Here is a 24312-nt window from a genome sequence, read left to right as displayed (position 1 = left end):
ATTACAGGAGTCGCCTCGAGTGACTCCCGCGACTCGACAGTAGGTGCCGAAGTAGCTAAGTCGTCGTTTTCGTCGTCGGTGACGAATCAACAGTATGATCCATGCGACCGAGGCAAAACACCTATCTCGTGCAGCTACCTCTCTGTTGTTCACGCGGCTCGATTTTGCGACGAAATCGAACGGGCAGTATTCGAGCGAGGACTTTGAGAAAGTCCTCGCTCGAAGTGCCTTCGACGGCGAGTTTGTCCATACGACCGCGAAAGAACTGCAGCTCGCTCGAGGAGAAGACATTGACCTTCAGCAACGGAGTCCGCTCGCGAAATCGCTTCTCTACCATCTTCGTGGACTAAGCCCGGACGCCATCGGCGCCCAGTTCGATGGCGTCCGGGCAGCCACGTTCGCTCACGCCCGCCAGCAGCGGGCGTTCGCTCGTCCTGTCGACGTCGCGCTCGATATTCACGAGTGGCTCTACTACGGCTCGGCCGAGACACCGCACGTCTGTGCGATCAATCCAGACCGTGGAACGAACCTTGCCTACGCATTTGTGACGCTCTGTGTCGTCGATCCAGCGGTTCGGCTGACACTGGCGTGGGAATCGATCGAGGCGGATGACTCCCGCACGCTGCGGGAGTCCATCCGCCGACTCATCGAGATCGCTCGCCAGTTCGTCCAGATCAACCGCGTCTACTGCGACAGGAGTTTCTACCGGGTTTCACTTGTTCAAACATTGGCTGATCTGGACGTCAGGTTCGTCGTACGCGCGCCGAAGACACCGGGCGTCAAGCGCGTGCTTGACGCCCATGACGAGGAGACATTCGTCACCAACTACGAGATGGTCCGGAAACAACCACCGACGGGACGAATATCGGTAACACTCGTCGTCGTCCCGCACCGAACGCGGGACGACGACTCGTTCTGTCTGGTAACGAACTGTGACGTCTCGGTGGAGTTCGCCGAACCGTTTGCGGAAGCGTACCGCCGTCGCTGGGGGATAGAGACGTCCTATCGGAAGATCGGAGAGTTTCTCCCGCGAACGTCGTCGCCGACGTTCGCGGTGCGACTGTTCGAGTTTCTGTTCGCTGTGGCGTTGTACAATCTTTGGATTCTGGTGTGTCTGGTTCTCGTTGAGCAGCGAGTATTGACCGACCGGCCGGCAGTCTCGACAGCCCTGTTTCGGCTATTTGTATTGTCTCTTCCAGACAGTTAGCAGAGAGTGCGGCGGCTGACCCGGGCCGACCCGGGTCAGCACGCTGCTGCCGACTGGCAAGGCTACATTCATTCCCTTCTGCGGTCAATTGATTGTCTGATGAATGTGTTTGCTCAAGGAGTGAACACTAGTTGACTGGTTAATCTTGACCCTGCGGTCGAGAACTGGACGCATCTGTTTGGAGGTTCGGCACCTACTGTCGAGACGAGAGAACGGGTGGCTTAACTCCCTGAAACCCAAACAAGGGTCAATGAGTGAGTCGCGTGCGTTCTGTCCCCGGTGTGGGGATCCGGTACCCGAGCACTCGAGGAGCGACGCGAACGGTGGTTCCGGCGGGGCCGTCTCCGAGGGTGACACCGGCGCCGCCAACGACCCGCTTCGGCCGGATGCCGAGGTCGAACTCTGCGATGCGTGTTACTTCGATGACTTCGACTTCGTGGACGCGCCGGATCGGATCGACGTTCGCGTCTGTTCGCAGTGCGGGGCGGTCTACCGAGGGAATCGGTGGGTCGACGTCGGCGCGGAAGATTACACCGACATCGCCATCGAAGAGGTCAGCGAGGCGCTCGGCGTCCACGTCGACGTCTCCGACGTCGCCTGGCAGATCGAGCCCGAGCAGGTCGACCAGAACACGATTCGGATGCACTGTTACTTCACAGGCGTGGTCCGCGGTACGCCGGTCGACGAGCAGGTGACGGTACCGGTCAAGATTTCCCGTCAGACCTGCACCCGCTGCGGTCGGATCGCCGGCGACTACTACGCCAGCATCGTCCAGATCCGCGCCGAAGACCGCACCCCGACCACCGAAGAAACCGAACGAGCCGAGGAAATCGCAAACCGAATCGTAGCCGAGATGGAGGCGACGGGCGATCGGAACGCCTTCGTCACCGAGACGAACGAGACCTCCGACGGGCTGAACATCAAGGTCTCGACCAACAAAATCGGCAAGAAGATCGCGAACAAGATGATCGAGGAGTTCGGCGGCACTGTCACCGACGCCGAAACACTCGTCACGGAAGACGAAGACGGGAACGAGGTCTACCGCGTCACGTTCGCGGTCCGCCTGCCGCCGTACACGCCCGGCGAGGTTATCGATCTCGTCGATGACGAGGACGGCCCGGTCATCGTCCGCAGCGCCCGCGGCAACTTAAAGGGGGTCCGCGCCACGACTGGCGAGCGCTACGAGGCGAGCTACGAAGAGGGCAACTCGCCCGACGCCCACAGACTCGGCTCGCTCGAGGACGCCGTCAAGACGACGGTCGTCACCGTCGAGGACGACAACGCCGTGCAGATACTCGATCCCGAGACGTTCCAGGCGAAGACCGTCGCACGGCCGGCGTACTTCGACCCGGACGCCGAAACGGTGCCAGTCTTGAAGAGCCGCGCCGGTGTGCACATTTTGCCCGACGATAGCGATGACTGAGGACGAAAACCGGTCCACGGATGGAGCGGATTGCGACTTCGATGACACGACGCGTCGCGGTCTCGAACCCGCGGCGGACCGCGTCCTCGAACGAGCCGGGACCGACGCGCCGCTCGCGGCGATCGTCGAGAAACCGCGCGCCGAGACGGCGATCGAGTCGTTGCGCGCCGAAGGTATCTACGACGAGTCGAGGCGCGTGCGTGAGGCACGAGGGCGAAGCAGCGCGGAGCCCTCGGATGATACGAACGGGTCTTCGACCAGTAAGAAGGGGCCCGAGCGGATCGCCCTCCCCGTCTTGGAGCCGCCGACCCAGACGCGCGTCCTCGAGGTCGTCCGCCAACTCGAACCCGAGCCCAGAGGTCCGGATCTCGAGGGGTTGCTCGCCGACCGAGGCTGGAGCGACGAGGACCTCGAGTCCGCACCCAGCTCCTGGGCGGTGATCGGGTCAGTGATCGTCGTGACGGTTCCCGAGGGCTGTCCGGACGAGACAGAACTCGCCGAGGCGTTGCTCGAGGTACACGGGGAAGCCGACAGCGTCCTCGCCGACGAGGGGATCGCGAACGACGGCCCAGCGGGAACCTACCGGGAACCCCGCACCCGACACCTCGCGGGCGACCGAAACACGGAGACGATCCACACGGAACACGGCACGCGATACGGGATCGATCCCGCCTCGGTGATGTTTTCACCGGGAAACCAGGCCGAACGCGCTCGAATGGGCGACCTCGAGTCCGTGGCTGACGAACGGGTGTTCGACATGTTCGCAGGTATCGGCTACTTCACCCTGCCGCTGGCCAGAGCCGGCGCGTGGGTGACCGCGACCGAGATCAATCCGACCGCCTTCCGCTCCCTACTCGAGAACGCGATGCTCAACGACGTCGGCGACCGGATCGACGCCTACATGACCGACTGCCGCGCTCTCGCGAGCGAACTCGAGGCCGATCGCGTCGTCATGGGTTACTACGGAAGTTCTGGCGGGACTGACGCGGACACCGACGAAATGGACCACGGGACTCGAGTCGACGAGGCACACGAGTTCCTCCCGGCTGCCCTCGAGGCGCTGGTCCCCGGTGGCATCGTCCACTATCACGAAGCAACCCCCGAACCCCTTCTGTGGGATCGGCCGCTCGAGCGCCTCGAAGCGGCCGGCACGGATGCGGGGCGGGAACTCGAGGTCCTCGAGAAACGGCGGGTGAAGAGTCACAGCGCGGGGGTCGAACACGTCGTCGTCGACGCGCGCTTCGAGTAGCCGGCCACTCCTCCATCGACAGGGACGCCACGTCGACGGGGGTGTCGTGACATTGATACTCGCGGAGCGAATGCATTTCCTATGAACAGAAACCAGCTCATCGCCCTCCTCTTCGCCTTCCTCATGGTGTCCTCGATGGTCGCCTGGGGCGCGACGGCTCTCCTCTAGGAGGGCGGCTCCGGTCGGACGGAGAGACTACCCGTCTGTGTCCCAGACGTCCGCAAGCGGGCTCGAGCGTGACGAACGCCGCGACCGGTGGGATCGCGATGGGCCGTCGTCCGTCCCGCCGCGATCGCTGGATCCGCTCCCGCTCGAGCGCCCGTTCGGTCCAGTTCCCGTCGGCGTTCCCGCGCTCGAATTCGAGGCTGAGTCGCCGAGCGCTGCACGTGGCTCGAACGCCGGGAGATCCGGTTGCACCATGCGGTCGACCTGCGCTTCGAACCAGTCCGGCATGTCCGTCCGGGCGCGTTCGAAGCAATCGAGCAAGCTCGAGTCGGCGAGGTACGTCGCCCCGTGGTCGTCGGGCGCGCGGACCACTCGACCACAGGCCTGGATGACAGTCCGAAGCGCCGTGCGATAGTACCACGCCCACTGACCCTCCTCGAGGCGGTGGGCGACTCGTGAGTCGCTGGTGTTGAGGAAGGGCGCCTTGCAGATTACTTGCCAGCGACAGAGGTCGTCCTTGAGGTCGAGCGCCTCCTCCATCTTCACCGAGAGGAAGACGTCCGGGTCGTCGTCAGCCGACCATTCCTCGAGGGCGGCGTCGCGACCGTCGCGGTCGTGGACCCGGATCCGGTCGCCGACGCCGAAGTCGGTCAGAAGGTCCGCGAGGCGCTCCTGAATGTCGTAGGAGTGGGCGTGGATGAGCCCCTTCTCGTCGGGATGGCGCTGCATGAGTCGGACGATCGTTCGGGCGATCTTCGGCGTCGTTTCCGACCGCCGCTCGAAGGTCATCTTCCCCTGTGTGACGTCGTACAGCGGCCGGTTCTCGACGGGGAACGTGTGTTCAACGTCGATCAGCGCGACGGTCTCGGGATCGAGCCCGACCTGCCGGCAGAATGCGTCCTTGTTGAGGATCGTCGCCGACAGCAGCGCGAACTTGTTGCCCCGGTCCCAGACGGTGTGTTGCAGGTACTTCTCGGGGTTCATCGGCTTGATCGTCAGCGGACCGCCCTGCGGGTCGTTCGCGTGCCCGCTAGCACGGGAGTCAGCCCCATCGCCGGTCCCTCGAGCGCTCGCGGGGCAGTCGGCCTGGTCGATCAGCCACGTCGTCGGACTCTCCGGATCGCGGAAGTCGGAGACAAACCACTCGAGTTCGCCGATGAGTTCCTGAAGGCAGTCGCGTTCACGCACCTCGCCCGGAGAGAGCGAGTCCTGCGCGAGCAATTCGTCCTTCCGGCGCGTACAGGTTCCCGCGAGAGACTCGGCGTACCGGACGGCTCGCTCGATCGAGTCGACATCGGGAACGCGCAACTCGTCCCAGAACGGCACGGTTCGCGGCCCCAGTTGAATGGTCGCGTACATTTCCGCCCACTCCGCGAGGCCATGGGCCTCGTCGACGACGACGACGTCGCGGGTCCGGAAGACGTCGCTTCCGGCGGTCTGCATGAAGTACGCGAGCGTCATCGCCGCGATTTCCCGGTTCGATGCGATCGCCCGGTCTGAGAAGTACGGACACCGGTGTTTCACGGAGCAATCGTACCCCCGCTCGCGAACGCAAGGCGCCTGATTGACCGGCGTGTTCCGTTCGTGGGGCAGGATGCACGCGTAGTTCGACTTGCCGCGGATGACGTTCAGATCGGCCAGCAGGTCGTCCGACGCGACGTCGTCGAGCTGGGAGACCTGCGGCGTCGTGTAGTACGCGCCCGTCGCGTCGCTGGGGTCTCCCTCGTCCGCACGGCGGGCGCACCCGGCCACCGCGCGGGCGAGCAGCGACTTACCGCTCCCGGTCGGGGCGCGTACGAGTACGACGTCGTTGCCGGCCTCGAACGCGCCGCGAATGTCCCGGAGGGCCTGCTGCTGGGCCCCGCGATAACTCGGTGCGGGAAACGCCTCGAAGATCCGCTCGGGGTTCACCGTTCGATTCACCACGCGGCCAGGTCCTAAATGCTGCGGACTGTCGCGCCAGGTGATGCGACGGCGTACCCGGCGAAGTGAACGTCGATCGTGGACGCGCTCGAGCGATGTCGAAACCGACGTCTACCTGCGTGGTATCGATTCCCTACGGGAGCCACAGAGAGCCCATCGATCGGGTAGCCGACCGATTACAAATACGAAATCTGTCCTCGGCACGAGGTACGGAAGGGTCGCTCAGCGGAAGAGCACCGCGGTGCCACCTGGTTCCGCGGCGGCATTATGCCTCGTGGCGTTCGAATCCCACCCCTTCCGCTCACGGCTGCGGGTGTGCTGTGATTCTGACAACGGATCGCGACCGTGTTTACGCTCCCACGGTGTGTCCGTCAGATGGTCGAAACTACCTATGGGCGCGGCGGTCGGTCCGAACTTCGATAGCCGCGAAGATACCCCCGAACACTCCTGCTCGGTTCCGAGATGTGGGCCGGCAGAATCAGTCTTCGGTCGTTTGTTGGAGTTCTTCGAGCAGTCGATCCAGGCCGATGTGCGCTCTGAACGAACAGTCAACCATGTGACAACCTATCCGACGATGGCGGATCCGTACGCCGACCGGTTCACCGAGTGCCGAGTCGCGAGGATTCCTCGTCGTTCCACTCGAGTCGTTCGACGTCCGCTTCGGTCGGGTGGTCGGGTATCGCCTCGAGACAGGGATAGCACAGGAGATGTTTCGTCCCGTCTTCGAGTTCCAGGGAGATCGCGGTCCCGACGGTGCCGGCGTCCGTCCCGAACGACCAGAGGTTGGCGATCCCGCCCGAGACCGTTACCGTTCGACCGCAGCCGTCACAGGAAGCCTTCGACATGCGTATGGATGGGGTCCGAACGGTGAAAATCGTTCCTCCGCGGAGTCAGCGCTCGAGACGTGTGTTCGTTCATCGGGTGCTCGAGGTCGGTGTCCGCATACGGTTATACGCGATAGCATCGTACGGATCGGTATGGAGGTGAACTGCGAGGGCTGTGCCGGCTGTTGCATGGACTGGCGTCCGCTGCTCGAGGACGGCTCGGAATCGACCGAGGCGAAAGACGGCGAGAACGGGGGCGATAACGCGAGCAGCAGCGACCGCGATTCCGGGCGCCGGCATCGTCGACAGCGCGATCCGATCGATAGTGCGACCGGTGACGCCTCGTCACGGGAACCGTTCGACGACGATCCGAACTTCGTCGCGCTGACCCGCGACGAGGTGCGGGCGTTCCTCGAGGCGGGGATGGCCGATGCGCTCACCCCGCGATTCTGGGCGGCCCGCAACGAGAGCGAGGGAGTGGGCGTTGACGGCCACACCGTCGCCGCCATCGCGGGTCGGCCCGCGTTCTTCGTGGGCCTTCGCAAGCCGCCGAAGCCGGTCGCCCCGTTTGGACGTGAGGAGCCGACGTGGCTTCCGAGTTGTGTCTTCCTCGATCCAACGACCCTCCAGTGTCGGATCCACGAGAGCGATCTCTTTCCGGACGAGTGCGGTTCGTATCCCGCGTACAATCTCGCGCTCGAGCAGGAAACCGAGTGCGAACGTGTCGAAGCAGCCGTCGGCGGTGACCGACTGCTCGAGACCGAGTACGACGACACGGACGGACTGCTGCTCGGCTCGCAGGCGCTCGGTGCGAAGCTGTTCTCCCATCCACGGCCGGCTGATCTCGAGGGAATCGTCGATCGGACGGCGGCGGGCGAACTGACGCGGCGGGATCGCGCCGAACTGATCGCGGTCGCCGCCGCCTCGAGTCCCGGCACGCTCGCGATTTCCGATCACCACTACGAGTGGGCGAAAGCGCGAGTGATCGAAGGTGAAGACGCCGAACCGACGGCGGAAAGCGAATCGTGGGTCGGCCCGGTGATCCGCGACTGGCACGAGCGCTGCCGGGAGGCCGACGGAGCCCTTCCATCGCCGGCCGTCGCCGACGCCGTCGAGGTCGAACGCGGTGCACCCGAAACGCCGGGCTGGGACGCTCTCGAGTGACGGGCACCGAGGTGGACGGGAATAGAGAGGCCCGATAGAACACCGTGGCTGGGTGGGAACGCGGTATCGAAGAACTGAGTACAAGAAATAACCGGTCGATTGTCGCTACTCCGATTTTATCTGCTCGAACTGGTCGAGAAGCTCTTCGGCGGATTCGCCGGAGTCGTACTCGACCTGGCCATGGTAGATCGTCCGCTCGTCGTCGAAATCCGCGTCAACCGTTGAGGCCTGTTGTTCGCGTCGCTCGTGTTCGTCTTCGTCATAGGCACCCATTGACATGGTAAGTGTACACACGTATGCGGGAGACGATTATTAATGTAACGGTCGATCATACACGACGACCCGGTGAACCGACTCACGGTCAGTAGAGCGGTTGCTTCGACGGGGCTGACGAGTTGACGAAACCAGTCGCCGCTGGCAGCGAACAGTATATGCATCCCCATCTCCTACTACGAAACGTGGCACGGCCGCTACGCTTTCGATATTCGCCTCAGTCGTGGAGCGACGGGCGAGTGCAACACGACATTCTTGGATCGCTCCAATCGAACATCGGGGCTCGCACCGTCACGCCGTGGTTCAAGATCGGCGGTGGGTGGCGATCACACCGCTTCGAGATGGAAAACGGTGACGTCGCTCTCTTCGCGCGCACCGACGACGAAGCCTACTGGATGGGCAACACGCAGACCCCTTCCGCGCTGTGGAAGACCGACAAGTTCGGCTGGCGGGAGGTTCCCTACCGCGTCTCGCGATGGGCCAAGCGAGAACTGACCGCGACGCTACACGAGCAAGATCCCTGGCTCGCCGAGTATCCCCACCTCTCGTGGTTTTTCCTCCCGGTGTTCATGTCCAAGGACGGCCGCGATTCGACGCGCACGTTCTTTCGCGAACACGCCGCCGGCTTTCCCGACGCCGACCCCCGCGAGACGACCCGGTTCTTCGACGAATTCCTGCGAACCGGCGTCTTGGACGACTACCGCCACGTCATGTCGGGCAAACTCGGAACGAGCGATCACGTCGATCACGTCCGGATGAGCGCCGCGATGGCGGAGTTCATCGCCGCAAAGATCCTCACCGATTCGGGCTACGACGTGGTGCCGGAGATCGAAGTGACGACGGGTCACTCGCTCGACTTCCGGGCCGAAAGCAACGACACCAACGTCCTCGTGGAAGTCACGCGCCCGCAACCGCCGCAAAAACGGGCGGCTTCCGGCCCCGTGGCCGCCGTCCGCGACACCGCCGAGACGAAAACGAACGGCCAACTGGCCGAACACGGCGGCGGCGCGATCCTGTTCGTCGACTGCTCGAGCTTTCACGACGACGCCTGGGCGGCCGTTCGTGGCGAGCAACCCGACGTGCGCCACCGCCCGGCCGTCGTCTACCGCGCTCGACCGAACGGCCACGTCGACGGCTACCGGAAAGGCGCGGTCCCCCTCGAGTTCGGCGACACGGTCGAGTTTCTGGATTGAAGGCGACCGGTTCGACGGTCGATACTCCGCCACTGGTCTGCGAGTCTGATCTATCAACCGCTGCAAACGACTCCCAAATATTTGTGGGTTGAGAACGAGACCCACACGCATGCGCGCAGCAGTCCTCGAGGAACACGCAGCACCGCTATCGATCAAAGACGTCGACGCACCCGACCCGACGCCGACCGGCGCCGTCGTCGAGGTGGAAGCCTGCGGCGTCTGCCGGAGCGATTGGCACGGTTGGCAGGGCGACTGGGAATGGCTCGGCATCGAGACCCAGCCTGGACAGATTCTCGGCCACGAACCCGCGGGTCGGGTCGTCGCCGTCGGCGACGAAGTCGAAGGGATCAACGAGGGGGACCACGTCGCGGTCCCGTTCAACCTCGGCGACGGAGTGTGTCCACAGTGCCAGCGGGGCCACTCTAACACCTGCGAGAACGTGATGCCGCTCGGGTTCATCCAAGAGGTCCAGGGCGCGTTCGCAGAACAGGTTCACGTCCCGATTGCGGATCACAACCTCGTGAAGCTCCCCGACGGGGTTTCGTCGGTCGACATGGCCGGACTCGGCTGCCGCTTCATGACGTCGTTCCACGCGCTGGCCCACCGCGCCGACGTGGGCGCAGGCGACTGGGTGGCGATCCACGGCTGCGGCGGCGTCGGCCTCTCGGCGGTCCACATCGCCGACGCACTGGGCGGTAATGTCATCGCGGTGGACCTCAAGGACGAAAAACTCGAGAAGGCTCGCGAACTCGGCGCCGTCGAGACGATCAACGCCGAGGACGTGGACGACGTCCCGCTCGAAGTGAAGGGGATCACCGACGGCGGGGCGGCCATTGCGATGGACGCCCTCGGGATCGAAACGACCAGCCAGAACTCCGTGGGGAGCCTCGACACGCGCGGCCAACACATCCAGGTCGGGCTCACGACCCAGGAGGAACAGGGGATGATACATCTGCCGACCGACGCGATGGTCATGGGAGAGATCGAATTTATCGGCTCGCTCGGCATGCCGGTGACCCGCTACGACGAGATCTTCCGGATGGTCGCGACCGGGAAACTGCGACCGTCGGCAGTCGTCTCCGAGACGATCGGCCTCGAGGACGTCAGCGACAAACTCGACGCAATGACCGACTTCGAGACGGTCGGCATTCCAGTCGTCGACGAGTTCTGAAGCGGAAACGGCCGGATGACGATCGGTACGGCCCACACCGATCAGCCCCGTAACGGTGCGTGGAACACGTCTGTTAATGCAATCACCGCGGGGTATCCACGAAATCAGTACGCCGAACGGCGGTTATACTGTTTCGTCGTCGGATTAGCTGTAATTGAGGGCGCTAAGCCCCCTTCTGCTCACGGCGACGCCGTTCGCATGGTCAGCGGGACCGACGGTCCCGCGCTATCCGCAGCGAGCGCCGAAGGCGCGAGCAGGGAGGGGAGACAGCGCCCGCACGTCTTGGTTTCGTGTGAATCGGCACCCTTATTATCCCTTCGATCGAAGGTGAAAGTAAGATGCTCACCACGCTTCCGGCGTGGTTCACACGCGACAATAAGCGTGCATCGTCGGTTGTGGTCGAGTGTCCAACCGGTAGGAGTGGGACACTCCGAACCACCTGTAACGGGAAGTCGCCTGCGGAGTCTGGAACCGTCCGCAGAACGCCAACAGCGTTCTGCCGGGCCGCACGAGACGCTCCGCGTCTTGTGGACGCTGTGGGATCTGTTCCTGCACGTTCCGACACAGAAACAGGACGCTCCGTCCGCAACAAGCGAGGGCCGGGGAGGCCCGAGCGCGGGAGGGCGGAGTAGTTCACAGGCGTTTGAAACGTCGTTTCAGCAGATAGCCGACGCCGCCGAGGCTCGTTACCGCCGCGGGAATTCCCATGCCGGGTGTCTGGTCCGCGGCATCCACCGAGCGATCGTCGGACTCGTTGTCGCCTGAATCGGCCGGGTCGGTATCGGATTCGTTCGTATCAGCGTCTGACGGACGCTCGTTCGATTCGTTGCCACCCCTATCTCTCGTGTCGTCGTCGCCGGTTTCCGGTTCGGATTCGTCGCCACCATCTCCCGAGCCGTCGTCGTCGGTATCCGATCCAGTACCATCTGTCGCGTAACCGCTATCCGACGAATCACCGCCAGTACCAGTCCCCCCACTCGAGTTCTGGATGCCAGCATCCAGTGCGTGGACCGTCATGAAGTCGCTCGCAACGAAGACAGTGCCGTCTCCTATCCTCGGCTGGGTGAAGTATTCGTCGGCGACGAACTGCCACTGTTTGTTTCCGGTCGCTGCATCTAGCGCCGTCAACCGATAGTCGTCTTCGTAGTCGAGGTCGATCCTGTGCGCGAAGAAGAGGGTACCATCCGCGATCGATATCGAATGCGACAAATGGTCAGCATTGAACTTCCACTTCTCTGTACCAGTCGCTGCATCCACTGCGTATACGAAATCGGCGGTTCCAAGGAAGAGCGTTCCATCGGCTATTAAGAGACTGTGTACCAACCCGTTCGCCTCGAACTTCCACTTCTCCGCACCGGTTACTGTATCCACTGCATACAGACTACCGCAAGCTGGATACTCCGGATAGCATTCACTAGTCGCGAAGAAAAGTGTCCCGTCAATCTCCGTCACTAAATCGATGCGTGGATCTTCCAGAATCGACGCGTCTTCTCCCGTCGCCGTATCTAATGTGAAGCACCACTCTTCGTCACCCGTCTCCAAATCCAGTGTGGACACGTAATACTCGATTTCACCCAAACGATCAGAGCTACTGTCGAAAGAGCCGGTGAACAACGTCCCGTCGCCTATCGTCAGTGGGGACGTCAACCGATTCCCGACATCGTATCGCCACTCTTCCTCACCCGTTTCCATGTCGACGGCGAACACGTTACCATCTTCATCCCCGACGTAGAGCGTCCCGTCTGCTACTACCGCTTCGTCTTCAACACCGTAGCCGACTTTGAACTGCCACAATGGCTCGCCGGTAACCGCATCCAACGCATAGATGCAAAAACGGCCGTGAACGATGACGGTTCCCTCTGCGACCACGAGCAGGTGAAGCGAAAGAGATGGCTCTTGGAACCGCCACTTTTCGTCACCCGTGGCCGCATCAAGTGCATACACGTAATCATCCGACTCGGAGTCAGAGAAATCATGGGTGTGGACGTAGACGATTCCATCTATTACTACCGGAAAATCAGTAAGTCTGAGGCCTCCAGTCTCGAACCGCCACGCTTCGTCACCTGTGGCAGCATCCAACGCGTACACAGTATCAGCGTTATTCACGAAGAGGGTGCCATTCACCACGGGTGAGAGATGCAAGTTAGACTCGTCCTCGAACTCGACTCGCCACTTTTCGTCACCTCCAGTAGTGTCTCCCACTGCGGCACTGACGCTCCCGATACCGACTGCGGAGGTAGCACAGGCGCCCATAGTAGCTTGCAGAATCTGGCGTCGATTCGGCATCGAAATGAGTGACCGATCCTCGGACCCACCACAGTTTCTTTGGACCATACATGCAATATCCAATGAACGTACAAATAAAGCTATCTGTTATATGATATTTCACGTCATCCACGACGAATCCATGGAAGTCGTACACGCTCGAGATTCCAGTTTGGGAAACCTACTCAACGAGACATTCAAACGTCTTCACAGGATCTATCGTATAGTCTCGATTCGTTTCGGAAACAAGTTGGCAGCATCGGATAATATCCAGACCTGACTTTCGCGACCACACGAGTGGAGACCATTAGCAGTGCTCGAGCGGTGATCGCAACGGACAACAAGAGTTTTCCATCGCGGTATTTCCACAATAGTTGGTTTCGTGTCTAGTAACTAGCCGCCACGGATCGCTCGAGGGCGGTGGTTCGAGCGAGGTGTCGGCAACTGTTCGCACCTGCTGCCTCGAGCAGAGAACGTCCGGGAATTACTACCGGAGATGTGAGCGCAAAACGGACGGTTTTAGAACGAGAGGGCGTCGGGCGAGTACGGACTACCGACCGGTGTTGGGTCGCGGTCGCTGTAGCCGACGCGTCCGACGGCTTTGTCGCTCACTGCGGAGTAGACTGCGAAGCGGGCGTCTTCCGAATTTTCGAAGGTTTCGGACTCGAGGCGGGCGAGTACGTCGCCGACCGTTTCTGATCCGTTAGGGAGTTCGAGGGTTCGATCCCCGTAGTGGTCGATCAGTTCCTCGGTTGTCGCGGGGTACTCGTGGTCGTCGATGACCTCGCCGGTGCCGTTGAGCAACATTACACCCTATCTACCGTGAACGATAATTATAAACATTGTCCATCTATGTTTCCTAGTGGCAACCCATACCTAGTACACCTAATATTGCCCTAGGGAGACTCGGAAAATCGAACGACTGAACCGGGAATCCGCGAGCGAGCCGGAGAAACGCATTTAGGAGCAGCCCTGTTCGCATACTGTATGCCATACGCGGATTTACACGTTCACACGACCCGCTCGGACGGGAGCCTCGAACTCGAGGCGGTCCCGGAGGCCGCTCGCCGCAGCGACGTCGAGGTCGTCGCGATCACGGATCACGACCGGGTACAGCCGTTCGACGGACCGGTCGTCGAGTGTGACGGCGTGACCCTCCTCCACGGGATCGAGCTTCGAGTCGAGACCGACGGGGGCCAGCGAATCGACCTGCTCGGCTACGGGCTCGAGCCGAGCACGGGTCTCGAGGCCATACTGGAGGACATCCAGACGAACCGAATCGAGCGGGGGCGAGCGATCGTCGACTGTGTCGAGTCGCGACTCGGTATCGACCTCGGCGTGACGATTGGCGGCGGGTTCGGACGGCCGCACATCGCACGGGCGATCGAAGCCCACCCCGACGCCGAGTACGATTATCAGGATGCGTTCGATTACCTCATCGGCTCCGATTGTCCGTGTTACGTTCCCCGAGACGTCCCGCCATTCGACCGGGGACGCGGGGCACTGGCCGAGTCGTCTCGGCTCGTTTCGCTCGCCCACCCGTTGCGGTATCGCGATCCGGAAGGGGCACTCGCACTGGCGACCGACCTGGACGCCGTCGAACTGCGGTATCCGTACGGGCGGGATGTCGACTGCGAACCCGTCGAACGGGTGATCGAGTGCAACGACCTGCTCACGACCGGTGGAAGCGACGCCCACGACGAGCGACTCGGCGTCGATGGACTCTCGCGTCAGGCCTACGAGCGGCTCGATCTTCCGACGTAACCGAGAACTGTTCGTCTGGCCGCTCAGAGTGTAGGAAATCCACGTATTTGACATGATTCAGAACTATTCACGGTCACTGGATAGTATCCTCACTCCTTCGCCGATAGCGGAGGGTTCAATGCATCGTGGTTCCAATGGGCAAGTATGAACTGTCACTACTGTGACCGCGAGGCCGCCTTCGCCGCAGAGTCCGACGGACTCAAAGTGGGCCTCTGCGAGGAACACTTCCGCGAGCGGTTACAGGAGCTCGCTGAAGCTGACGGGCTCGAGAGCCTGAAGGAAAAAGTCGACGTCGACCGCGCCGAGTAATTCTACGCCGTTCGTCCAGCGTCGACGTCGATGGCATCGACTGGGCAAACGTCGACGCAGAGCATACAATCGATACACTGAGCTTCCCTCGCCGGATCCGCTTTCTCTTCGCTTTCGGGGTGACCCGGCGTTTCGACCCACTCGAAGACGTCGACTGGACAGTCCTCGAGACAGGCGCCGTCCGCGATGCAGAGGTCGAAATCGACCGCGACGTGCGTGCCGTGGATACCGAGCTCTTCTGGTTCGTCGACGGGGCCCCACACGACGTGTCCCTCGTGTTCGTCGACCTGTTCGCGGTTCTCGTGGAACTGTGGGTCTATGGCCATTGCTAACAGACAGATGGAGGGACGTGTACTTAAAAGTACGTCTTCGGATCGGTCGGCGAACTTTCAGAAAGGACGAAAGCGGCCGTTTTTTAGGTCCATCGAAAAATTAGTAGCGTCGTATATCTCTAGACCAGCCTGAAGCCAGGGATGCAGAGAACGCGACGCGCATGGCTGAAAGGAAGTGGTGCAACAATTCTCACGCTCGGACTCGCCGGTTGCACAAGTCCGTTCGACGCAGAGCAGGCAGACTCGGATACCGAAACGGTGGCACCGGCCGAGATCGCGGTCGCCGCCGAGTGGAACGCGATCCGTGCTCGAGTCTGGGACGCCTACGCGCTCGGTCGGGCGGGACACGAAGACTCCGGGGCGGCAGTCGCACAGAGGATCTTCGGTCGATTCGAGCGCGCATCGGGAGAGAATAATGCTCACGAGATGCTCGAGGAGACGAGCGAACCGAGCTACGCGGAGTTCGAGGAGGCACTCGGTGAATTCCGGTCGACGGGACTGCAAGCGAGCGACAGAGACCGGGCCGGCGAGGAAACGACGGTCGCCAGCACGCAACTCGAGGACCGACCGCGGGTTCACGACGCCGCGTGGCTCTTCCAACGCGGTCAGCCGGACGCAGCGAAACGGATCGTCGAAACCGTAACCGTGTTCGCACACTTCGAGGGTGCCCGCGCACACGAAGCCCTCGAGGAAGCGAGCGAAGACGCGTATCACGAATTCGAAGACGACGGACTGGGTTCCCTCACGACGGCGATCGAAAACGACGACGCGAAGGGGGTCGGAACCGGTGTCGAACCTGCGCTGCTCGAGGCTGGCTTCTTCAAAGCTCGAGTCGGCCGCTCGCGAAGGCTGGGAGAACGGGACGGGAGCGATTCAGTCGGGCCAGTCGTACGTCCACACGTTCGAGACGGCCGGCGAACACGAGTACGTCTGTCTCCCCCACGAAATGGCAGGCATGGTCGGGACGATCATCGTCGAATAGCGACGTCGAATGTCACCTATGACCCGAGAACACCAGGCCGGAGAGCACGAACTCGGCAGTAAAATACCGGGTCGGAGAACACCGAAATCGGCCGAATCGGGTCGGGTCAGCGGTGTACATCGCGGTCGGCGATGCGATCGGCGAGTAATTCGCGGATCCAGACGGCAAAGCCGTGATCGCGGCCGTAGGACCAGACGGCCACCTCGTTGTGGACGTCCGGAAGGTCGCTCTCTCTGATTCCGGCCGCGATGATCGCTCGCCGATCGACCATGAGCAACTGCGCCGGCCACTGGCCGCGAACGTCGTTCGTTCGCTCGAGATCCGGTGCGACTGCGATCGTTGCTTCCGGAACCGCTGCCGCGAAGTCCTCGCGATTGGCCTCCGTGGGAACTTCGAGGTACAAGTCGACGCTTCGGTCACTGGCTGACGCCAACGCTTCGAGAATACGGTCGTCGACGGTTTCGATCGCCGGGATCAGGTACTGAACCGTGTCCGCTGCGTCCTCGAGGAAGGTGACGACGCGTTCCGTAACGTGTTCTCGCTTCGTGATCGCCCAAACCCCTTCGTCTTCCGTCGATTCGGGCTTTTCGAGCTGCTTGAGGGCGTTCTCCGCGGCGTCGATGCGGGCGTCGAAGTCCTCGCGGAGCAGTTGACACGCGGTTTCGACCGGGACGCCCTTGTACTCACGGGGGTCAGTCTGCTGAACGCTGACTAACCCCGTGCGCTCGAGCCGCTCGATGGTGTCGTACACCCGCGACCGAGGGACGTCCGCGACCTGACTCACCTCCTTTGCGGTCCCCTTCGAGAGGCGGGTGAGCGCAACGAAACAGCGAGCCTCGTACTCCGTTAGGCCCAGTTCCTCGAGACTCGTGACCGCTTCTTCGGGGTCGGGCACGAGTCGGTTCACGACCAGCAAGGGGGAAAATCTGCGGCCTTCTCCCGCCACGCGGTTAAACGACTGTCAGTCGAACGTTCGAAACGAGGACCCCCGCAGAGACAGCCGTCGGCGCACCCGATCGGTCGGATTTCGTCGGCGGTGAGCCAGATGGCGAACGCGCTACCGCAATCCGTACACCGTGCCGCACCTCTTTGGCAAGACTGTGCGTTCATTGACCTACTTCTCGGGCTGTACCGATAAACCGACCGTGGGGCGGGTCGAAGTCCACGACCGTGTGCTCCGGCTGTGACAACAGGGTGAGCATTCTCGAGCGCCCACGGTATTGCAGAGTGGTCGCGGACGATGGTGGCGAGAACGAGGCGGCCGGTCGTGACCGACCGATGTGTTCGTACGACGCGCTGCGAGTGTACACCTCCAATCGACTAGATCGCCTTCGAAGAAAAGGCGTATGAGCGCGGGCGAAGAGAGAGTGGATAGTCATGTCACTCGAGACCGATTCTCGGCCCAACAATCTCGCCGAGACGAGCATTTCCGACTGGTGGCTCTCGAAACTGTCGGATCGTGTCGATTCGGACGGGGCCGAAACGATCGACGTGCGAGCCCCGGCGACGGACGCTGTGATTGGATCGATCCCCGACTGCACCGAGGCCGACGTCGAGCGGGCCGTCGAGCGCGCCCGAAACGCCCAGTCGTCGTGGGCAGAAACTTCGGTTGACGAGCGCAGCAAACGGATCGATCGCTTCGGCGACCTCGTCTTGAAACACCGCGCGGAACTGCTCGACTGCCTCCAACTCGAGACGGGCAAGTCTCGCCGCCACGCTGTCGAGGAGGTCCTCGACGTCGCCTTTACGTGCTCGTACTACGCCGATCACGCCGCTGACGCGCTCGGTGACGACCGGCGGCGCGGTGTGTTCCCGGCGGCGACGACGGCCCGCGTGACCTACGAGCCGGTCGGCGTCGTCGGCGCCATCTCGCCGTGGAACTATCCGCTCACGCTGTCGCTGACCGACGTCTTGCCCGCGCTCGTCGCCGGCAACACCGTCGTCCTCAAACCGGACGAGAAAACGCCCTACACCGCACTCGCGCTGGCGGAGCTGCTCGAGCGGGCCGGGCTGCCCGACGGCTGCTTCGAGGTCGTCACCGGACGAGGCGCGACGGTCGGCCCGGCGCTGATCGATCGCGTCGACTACGTTTCGTTTACCGGGAGTACCGAGACGGGACGAGCCGTCGCCGAACGTGCGGGTCGAAATTTGATCGGGTGCTCCCTCGAGCTGGGCGGCAAGAACCCGCTACTCGTCCTCGACGATGCCGACGTCGAGACGTCCGCCCGCGGCGCGGTCCAGGCCTGTTTCACGAACGCCGGCCAACTGTGTCTCGCCGCCGAACGACTCTACGTCGCCGATGCGATCTACGACGAGTTCCTCGAGGCCTTCGTCACGGCGACGCGACGGCTCACGCTCGGGACTGGCTTCGACTTCGCGGACGACGTCGGATCGCTGATCGACGGCGACCAACTCGAGCGCGTCGAGACCCACGTCGAGGACGCCCGCGATCGGGGTGCAACGGTACTCACGGGTGGGCGACGCCGGCCGGACGTCGGGCCGTTCTGCTACGAGCCGACGATCATGACGGACGTCGACGAGGACGCGACAGCCGCCTGTGAGGAGACGTTCGGCCCGGTCGTCTCGGTCGAATCCGTTCCCGACGTCGCGACGGCCATCGAACGGGCGAACGACTCGGACTACGGCCTGAACGCGAGCGTCTGGACCGGCGACCGAACGCGCGGAGCGGTCGTCGCTCGCGAGATCGACTGCGGGACCGTCTGCGTCAACGACGCGTACATCTCCGGCTGGGCGGCCGTCGACGCGCCGATGGGCGGCTTCGGTGACTCCGGACTCGGTCGCCGACACAGTCCCGAGGGCGTGCGGCGCTACCTCGAGTCTCGAACGATCGCCACCTCTCGGATCGGACCGCTCGACGCACTGCCGAGGCTTCCGGTGTCGTGGTACGCCAGCGGAATGTTCACGTTGGCGCGCGTAATGCACCGGTTGCCGACAGTCTCGAGCGTCAAACGGTGGCTCCGAGACGCGAGATCTTGACCGACGGACTCGCGAGCGAGGCGCTTTTGCGGCTCCCGCCGAATACCCGCGTATGGATCTCACACACCGACCCCGGCGACTCCGACGGGATCGGGTTCGCGGGCTGGTCAGCGAGACCAATCTCGAGCCCGCCGACCTGATCGCACCGGTGTTCGTCGATGCGACGACCGACGAACGTGTCCCGATCGAGTCGATGCCGGGCCACGAGCGAGTGCCGATCGGTGACGCGGTCGACCGCGTCGAGGAAGTCCTCGAGACCGGCGTCGAGGCGGTCATGCTCTTCGGCATTCCGAAATCGAAAGACCCCGAGGGCAGGCGCGCCTGGGCGGAGGACGGCGTCATTCAGGACGCGCTCCGACGGATTACCGCCGAAACCGATGCGTACGTCATCACCGACGTCTGTCTCTGCGAGTACACGGACCATGGTCACTGCGGGCCACTCGAGGAAGAACTGCGGCGCGAGGGCGGTGTCGTCGAGAACGGCCCGGTCTGCGAGCCGACGCTCACCGTCGACAACGACGCGACGCTCGAGGCCCTCGAAAAGATCGTCGTCTCTCATGCCCGCGCTGGTGCGGACATGGTCGCACCGAGCGGCATGATAGATGGGATGGTGGACGTCATCCGCGATGCGCTCGATCGCGACGGATTCGAACACGTCCCGATCATGAGTTACGCGGCCAAGTACGAGAGCGCGTTCTACGGCCCCTTCCGTGACGCCGCCGACGGCGCGCCGTCGTTCGGTAATCGACGACACTACCAGATGGACCCCGCGAACTCCCGGGAGGCCCTGCGGGAAGTCCGTCTCGACGCCGAACAGGGTGCCGACGTCCTGATGGTCAAACCCGCGCTGCCGTACCTCGATATCGTCAGCGCCGTTCGTCAGGAATTCGACCATCCCGTCGCCGCCTACAACGTCTCCGGCGAGTACGCGATGCTTCACGCGGCCGCCGAGAAGGGCTGGCTCGATCTCGAGGAGGTCGCACTCGAGTCGCTCCTCTCGATCAAGCGAGCGGGTGCTGATCTCATTCTGACGTACTTCGCCGAGGACGTCGCAGGGCGACTGTCCGCCGATCGCCGCCGATAGGCCCAATCAGCCGCGAACTGACGGAGCGACACATCGTCGAGAAGCGCCATCGCCGGCGAACGGTCCGAACCACACACCCGCATCGCCGGGTTCGACACCGCTGCTGAGACGAACGCGACCGTTTCCGTCCCCATTCGGACGAACGTCCATCTGATTCCGTTTCCATCCTCACGAGTGGCAATATATGCCGCGCGTGAGCGCCGTCCGGTTCTCGAGCACTCAATAACGGCCACACGGACGAAATCACTGTCTCCCTCGAGTTGTTTCGGGTTTACAAAGAAAGAATATACAACCACAGGTCGAAAAATCCGTACAACCAGATACCCTTATATACATTAAACTACCTCTAGATTTGTTCGGTTGTCCCTATTACCCCATGATTTACGACCAATTGTTAACGCTAACCATTATATAATCCAAGTACATCGGCTTCAAACGTGATTCAGAAGAAAATCATGAAGTCGGTTGGCCTAGACGTGGACAAGCGTCTACAATGCAGCGGTGGCAGAACGAGCACGACGGAGGTGGCCGCCTGATGGAACCGACGCTGCTCCAGTCAGACGTGGAGGTGCTCGCGGAGGGCATCAACCTCGTGTGGGTCCTTTTGGTGTCGTTCCTGATCTTCTTCATGCACGCCGGCTTCGCCATGCTCGAAGCGGGCCAGGTGCGTTCGAAGAACGTCGCGAACCAGTTGACGAAGAACCTGCTGACCTGGTCGGTCGGCGTGACGGTATTCTTCCTCATCGGCGTCGGAGTGGATAGTCTCGTCTCGGGAGGCGGCTTCGCTCCCGGGTTCGACGTCGGCGAAGTCAACGACTGGGTCGGCTGGCTGTTCAGCGCCGTCTTCGCGATGACGGCTGCCACGATTGTCTCGGGGGCGGTCGCCGGTCGCGCGAAGCTTCGCGCGTACGTGGCGTACACCTTCCTGCTGGCGGCGGTTATATACCCGGTCGTCACCGGCCTCACGTGGTCGGGCGGACTGCTCTCGTTCAACGGCGTGGTCTTCGACGACTTCGCCGGCGGGATGATCGTTCACGGAATGGGCGGCATCGCCGGACTCACCGCCGCCTGGATGCTCGGACCGCGCCTCGAGCGCTACAACGAGGACGGCTCCGCGAACGTCATCCCCGGTCACTCGCTGACCTTCGCCGTGCTCGGGACGCTCATCCTCGCGTTCGGCTGGTACGGCTTCAACGTCGGTACTGCCGCGGAGGTCGTCTCGATCACCGACGAAGGGCTGGCGCTCGGCGACTTCGCCTACGTCGGCCGCGTCGCGATGACCACGACGATCGCGATGGCCTGCGGGGCGATGGGGGCCGGACTCGTCGCGTGGGTCAAGACCGGGAAAGTCGACACGCTGTACGTCGCGAACGGACTTCTGGCCGGTCTCGTCGGCATCACCGCGATCCCCCACGCGTCGACCTGGTGGGGCGCGTTCCTCGTCGGCGGTCTCGCCGGCGCGCAGTTGCCGCTCGTCTTCGGGTTCGTCGAGAACCACCTCCAGATCGACGACGTCTGTGCGGTCTTCCCGGTCCACGGTTCGGCCGGCGTCCTCGGGACAGTGCTGCTCCCGGTCGTCGCCTCGCCCGAGTACATGAGCGGGGTCAGCGGCACCCGTATGGACGTGTTTGTGGCCCAGGTCATCGGCGTCGTCGTCATCGCCGGCTGGACGATCGCCGCGACCGCCGCGATCTGGGGCGCGCTCAAGGCCGTCGGCCAGGCACGCGTCACGCCCGAACACGAGCGCGACGGTCTCGACGTCTCGGAACACGGCGTCGACACCTACCCGGAGTTCGGACAGCCCGACATCGCCACCGACGGCGGCAGCGCCGACGGGATCGTCCGTACGGATGGGGGGAAGCCGAACGACGGCCAGATCAAGATGATCACCGCGATCGTTCGCCCGGACCGTCTCGGCGAGATCAAGCAATCACTCGCCGAAGCCGGCGCACCGTCGCTGACCGTCACCAACGTCTCCGGTCGCGGCTCCCAGCCCGCGAAGAAGGGCCAGTGGCGCGGCGAGGAGTACACGGTCGACCTCCACCAGAAGGTCAAGATCGAATGCGTCGTCGCCGATATCCCAGCCGAGGAGGTCGTCACCGCCATCCGCGAGGCCGCCGAAACTGGCGAACCGGGCGACGGAAAGATCTTCGTCCTGCCGGTCGAAGCCGCGACGCAGGTTCGCACCGGCAAGACCGGCCCCGACGCGGTCTGAGGTCGCGAATCGCGGCTCGCCCATCGACGGTTCGCACCACGACCCCTCTCGCGGCTGCCATCTCTCCGTTTCCGCCGGGAATCGCCACCTCTAGAACCCGGTCATCGGAAACACAGTCGTCTGGCGACTGGTGACTCTGATCGAATCGATTCGGGCGTCAGGTCCGCTCCAGACGGACGAGTTACTGCCGGCGCGACCGGCTGTACACCGCGTGTTCGACCGTGCGACGCGGTCCTGGACTCGGACGCGGCCCGTGTTTCGGTACGAATTCGGCGTCTTGCGCGAGGAGGCGTTTCGTCTCGGGACCGTCGACCTCGTTATTCCCGCGCACCATCGGGAACACGTCCGGCGATGATGCGCCGAACGTCCCACGCGCATCACCACCTCTATTAAGACGCCGAGAAAACCGACCACACATGAAACACGAGGACTCTCGACGTCTTTACGACCGGGCACTGTCGGTGATGCCCGGCGGGGTCAACTCCGCGGTTCGCGCGGCCATCGAGCCGTATCCGTTCTTCGTTCGAAAAGGGGAAGGTGGCCACGTCATCGACGTCGACGGCAACCGATACATCGACTGGGTCATGGGGCTCGGCCCGCTGCTTCTGGGCCACGACCTCCCGGAGCAGGTGCGAGCGGCTATCCAGCGGACGGCGAGTGAAGGGCCGATGTACGGCACGCCTACGCCGGTCGAAGTCGACCTCGCGGAGTTCGTCGTCCGACACGTCCCCAGCGTCGAGAAGATCCGGTTCGTCAACTCCGGGACGGAGGCGACCGTCTCCGCCGTTCGACTCGCGCGGGGGTACACCGGCCGGAACAAAATCGTCGTCATGCAGGGTGGCTATCACGGCGCCCAAGAGTCGACGCTGGTCGAGGGCGACGCCGAGAACCCACGGCCGTCGTCGGCCGGTATCCCGCAGTCGTTCGCCGATCACACGATTCCCGTGCCGTTCAACGACGAGGACGCGATTCGCGGTGTCTTCGACGAGCACGGAGACGACATCGCGGCCGTTCTCACCGAACCGATCCTGGGGAACTACGGCATCGTCTACCCCGAGGAGGGGTATCACGAGTTCGTACGAGAAATCACCGAGGAACACGACTCCCTGCTGATCTTCGACGAAGTGATCACCGGCTTCCGCGTCGGTGGCCTCGGCTGCGCACAGAGCGAGTTCGGCGTCACCCCCGATCTGACGACCTTCGGAAAGATCGTCGGCGGCGGCTTCCCCGTCGGCGCGATCGGCGGCCGTGCCGAGATCGTCGAGCACTTCGCGCCCTCGGGCGACGTCTTCCAGGCCGGCACCTTCTCAGGCCACCCCATCACGATGGCCGCCGGCCTCGAGACCCTCCAGTTCGCCGCGGAAAACGACGTCTACGACCACGTCAACGACCTCGGCGACCGACTCCGCCACGGGCTGACCGAAATCGTCGCCGACCAGGCCCCGAGTTACACCGTCACCGGAACGGATAGCATGTTCAAAGTGATCTTCACGCGGGAAGGGCCCGGTCCGGATTCGCTCGAGGAGCAGTGCGACGCCGGCTGCCGGCAGGAGCCGATCTGCCCGCGCTACGATCACTGTCCCAAAAACGCAGCCGACGTGAAAAACGCCGAGACCGAGCGCTGGCGGCGCATCTTCTGGGGCCAGATGAAAGACCAGGAGGTGTTCCTCTCGCAAAACCAGTTCGAATGTCAGTTCGTCAGCTACGGTCACACAGAGGAAGACGTCGAACGGACGCTCGAGGCGTACAAGAAAGCGCTGTGAAGTGAAGTG

At 63.0% G+C, this 24312-nt stretch carries 19 protein-coding genes, 1 tRNA gene and 2 pseudogenes; 15 read left to right on the top strand and 7 right to left on the bottom strand.

All coding sequences use genetic code 11. The annotated features are described in order from the left end of the window. Positions 1-94: 94 nt before the first annotated feature. From NJU76_RS08155 to NJU76_RS08145, 3 genes are all read left to right on the top strand, one after another. A complete protein-coding gene (locus NJU76_RS08155) occupies positions 95-1207 on the top strand; it encodes a transposase (RefSeq protein WP_254528107.1) in 1113 nt (370 codons plus the stop codon). A gap of 250 nt (positions 1208-1457) precedes the next feature. After that, positions 1458-2630, top strand: coding sequence for a 60S ribosomal export protein NMD3 (locus NJU76_RS08150; RefSeq protein ID WP_254532261.1), 1173 nt, complete (start codon positions 1458-1460; stop codon positions 2628-2630). Further along, on the top strand, positions 2623-3879 hold the full coding sequence (locus NJU76_RS08145) for a class I SAM-dependent methyltransferase (RefSeq protein ID WP_254532260.1): 1257 nt from the start codon (positions 2623-2625) through the stop codon (positions 3877-3879). The genes NJU76_RS08150 and NJU76_RS08145 overlap by 8 nt, the downstream gene beginning before the upstream one ends. A gap of 195 nt (positions 3880-4074) precedes the next feature. Here the strand turns inward: NJU76_RS08145 and NJU76_RS08140 are convergent, their stop codons facing one another. Next, positions 4075-5955, bottom strand: a complete 1881-nt coding sequence (locus tag NJU76_RS08140) for a helicase C-terminal domain-containing protein (RefSeq protein ID WP_254532259.1) — start codon at positions 5953-5955, stop codon at positions 4075-4077. A 223-nt stretch (positions 5956-6178) separates the two neighbouring features. Between NJU76_RS08140 and NJU76_RS08135 the strand changes: the two genes are divergently transcribed. Next, positions 6179-6267: transfer RNA gene (locus NJU76_RS08135), tRNA-Gly, on the top strand. A gap of 299 nt (positions 6268-6566) precedes the next feature. Here NJU76_RS08135 and NJU76_RS08130 read toward each other — a convergent pair. After that, entirely contained in the window at positions 6567-6812 is a 246-nt protein-coding gene (locus NJU76_RS08130) for a DUF7561 family protein (protein WP_254532258.1), read from the bottom strand. 132 nt (positions 6813-6944) lie between these two features. On the opposite strand from NJU76_RS08130, the gene NJU76_RS08125 reads away from it, so the two are divergent. Further along, positions 6945-7955, top strand: a complete 1011-nt coding sequence (locus NJU76_RS08125) for a YkgJ family cysteine cluster protein (RefSeq protein WP_254532257.1) — start codon at positions 6945-6947, stop codon at positions 7953-7955. A gap of 105 nt (positions 7956-8060) precedes the next feature. On the opposite strand, the gene NJU76_RS08120 is transcribed toward NJU76_RS08125, so the two are convergent. Next, the gene (locus NJU76_RS08120) at positions 8061-8234 is read right to left on the bottom strand and encodes a DUF5786 family protein (protein WP_254521892.1); all 174 of its coding nucleotides are present in this window, start codon (positions 8232-8234) and stop codon (positions 8061-8063) included. A gap of 179 nt (positions 8235-8413) precedes the next feature. On the opposite strand from NJU76_RS08120, the gene NJU76_RS08115 reads away from it, so the two are divergent. Next, positions 8414-9421 (top strand): DUF5784 family protein, encoded by a 1008-nt coding sequence (locus NJU76_RS08115; protein WP_254532256.1) that lies wholly within the window; start codon positions 8414-8416, stop codon positions 9419-9421. A 109-nt stretch (positions 9422-9530) separates the two neighbouring features. Beyond that, positions 9531-10592, top strand: a complete 1062-nt coding sequence (locus NJU76_RS08110; RefSeq protein WP_254532255.1) for a zinc-dependent alcohol dehydrogenase family protein — start codon at positions 9531-9533, stop codon at positions 10590-10592. Between the two features lie 633 nt (positions 10593-11225). On the opposite strand, the gene NJU76_RS08105 is transcribed toward NJU76_RS08110, so the two are convergent. Beyond that, positions 11226-12926, bottom strand: a complete 1701-nt coding sequence (locus NJU76_RS08105; protein ID WP_254532254.1) for an outer membrane protein assembly factor BamB family protein — start codon at positions 12924-12926, stop codon at positions 11226-11228. A 450-nt stretch (positions 12927-13376) separates the two neighbouring features. Continuing rightward, positions 13377-13664, bottom strand: coding sequence for a DUF5789 family protein (locus tag NJU76_RS08100; RefSeq protein ID WP_254532253.1), 288 nt, complete (start codon positions 13662-13664; stop codon positions 13377-13379). A gap of 180 nt (positions 13665-13844) precedes the next feature. Here NJU76_RS08100 and NJU76_RS08095 point away from each other — a divergent pair, with 180 nt between their 5' ends. Both NJU76_RS08095 and NJU76_RS08090 read left to right on the top strand, forming a co-directional pair. Further along, entirely contained in the window at positions 13845-14621 is a 777-nt protein-coding gene (locus tag NJU76_RS08095) for a PHP domain-containing protein (RefSeq protein ID WP_254532252.1), read from the top strand. 144 nt (positions 14622-14765) lie between these two features. Further along, positions 14766-14930 carry a DUF6757 family protein gene (locus NJU76_RS08090; RefSeq protein ID WP_006183007.1) on the top strand — a complete coding sequence of 55 codons (165 nt, stop codon included), beginning with the start codon at positions 14766-14768 and terminating at the stop codon, positions 14928-14930. 2 nt (positions 14931-14932) lie between these two features. Here NJU76_RS08090 and NJU76_RS08085 read toward each other — a convergent pair whose 3' ends face one another. After that, on the bottom strand, positions 14933-15256 hold the full coding sequence (locus tag NJU76_RS08085; RefSeq protein ID WP_254532251.1) for a 4Fe-4S dicluster domain-containing protein: 324 nt from the start codon (positions 15254-15256) through the stop codon (positions 14933-14935). Positions 15257-15403: 147 nt separating this feature from the next. On the opposite strand from NJU76_RS08085, the pseudogene NJU76_RS08080 reads away from it, so the two are divergent. Together NJU76_RS08080 and NJU76_RS26865 are read left to right on the top strand one after the other, a co-directional pair. Further along, positions 15404-16021: pseudogene (locus NJU76_RS08080) on the top strand (DUF5059 domain-containing protein); the annotation flags it as partial. A 70-nt stretch (positions 16022-16091) separates the two neighbouring features. After that, positions 16092-16244: pseudogene (locus NJU76_RS26865) on the top strand (plastocyanin/azurin family copper-binding protein); the annotation flags it as partial. A 106-nt stretch (positions 16245-16350) separates the two neighbouring features. Here NJU76_RS26865 and NJU76_RS08075 read toward each other — a convergent pair. Next, a complete protein-coding gene (locus NJU76_RS08075; RefSeq protein ID WP_254532249.1) occupies positions 16351-17139 on the bottom strand; it encodes a TrmB family transcriptional regulator in 789 nt (262 codons plus the stop codon). A gap of 482 nt (positions 17140-17621) precedes the next feature. Here NJU76_RS08075 and NJU76_RS08070 point away from each other — a divergent pair, with 482 nt between their 5' ends. The 4 genes from NJU76_RS08070 to hemL all read left to right on the top strand — a co-directional run bounded on the left by NJU76_RS08070 (position 17622) and on the right by hemL (position 24303). Beyond that, the gene (locus tag NJU76_RS08070; protein ID WP_254532248.1) at positions 17622-19241 is read left to right on the top strand and encodes a succinic semialdehyde dehydrogenase; all 1620 of its coding nucleotides are present in this window, start codon (positions 17622-17624) and stop codon (positions 19239-19241) included. Positions 19242-19293: 52 nt separating this feature from the next. Continuing rightward, positions 19294-20325, top strand: a complete 1032-nt coding sequence (gene hemB / locus NJU76_RS08065; protein ID WP_254532247.1) for a porphobilinogen synthase — start codon at positions 19294-19296, stop codon at positions 20323-20325. Between the two features lie 535 nt (positions 20326-20860). Beyond that, positions 20861-22540: an ammonium transporter gene (locus tag NJU76_RS08060; RefSeq protein ID WP_254532438.1), complete on the top strand. Its 1680-nt coding sequence runs from the start codon at positions 20861-20863 to the stop codon at positions 22538-22540. A 416-nt stretch (positions 22541-22956) separates the two neighbouring features. Then, positions 22957-24303 (top strand): glutamate-1-semialdehyde 2,1-aminomutase, encoded by a 1347-nt coding sequence (gene hemL, locus NJU76_RS08055; RefSeq protein WP_254532246.1) that lies wholly within the window; start codon positions 22957-22959, stop codon positions 24301-24303. Positions 24304-24312 lie beyond the last annotated feature (9 nt).

The organism is Natrinema gelatinilyticum (assembly GCF_024266705.1).
GTDB lineage: Archaea > Halobacteriota > Halobacteria > Halobacteriales > Natrialbaceae > Natrinema > Natrinema gelatinilyticum.
This window is presented reverse-complemented; position numbering and strand designations above follow the sequence as displayed.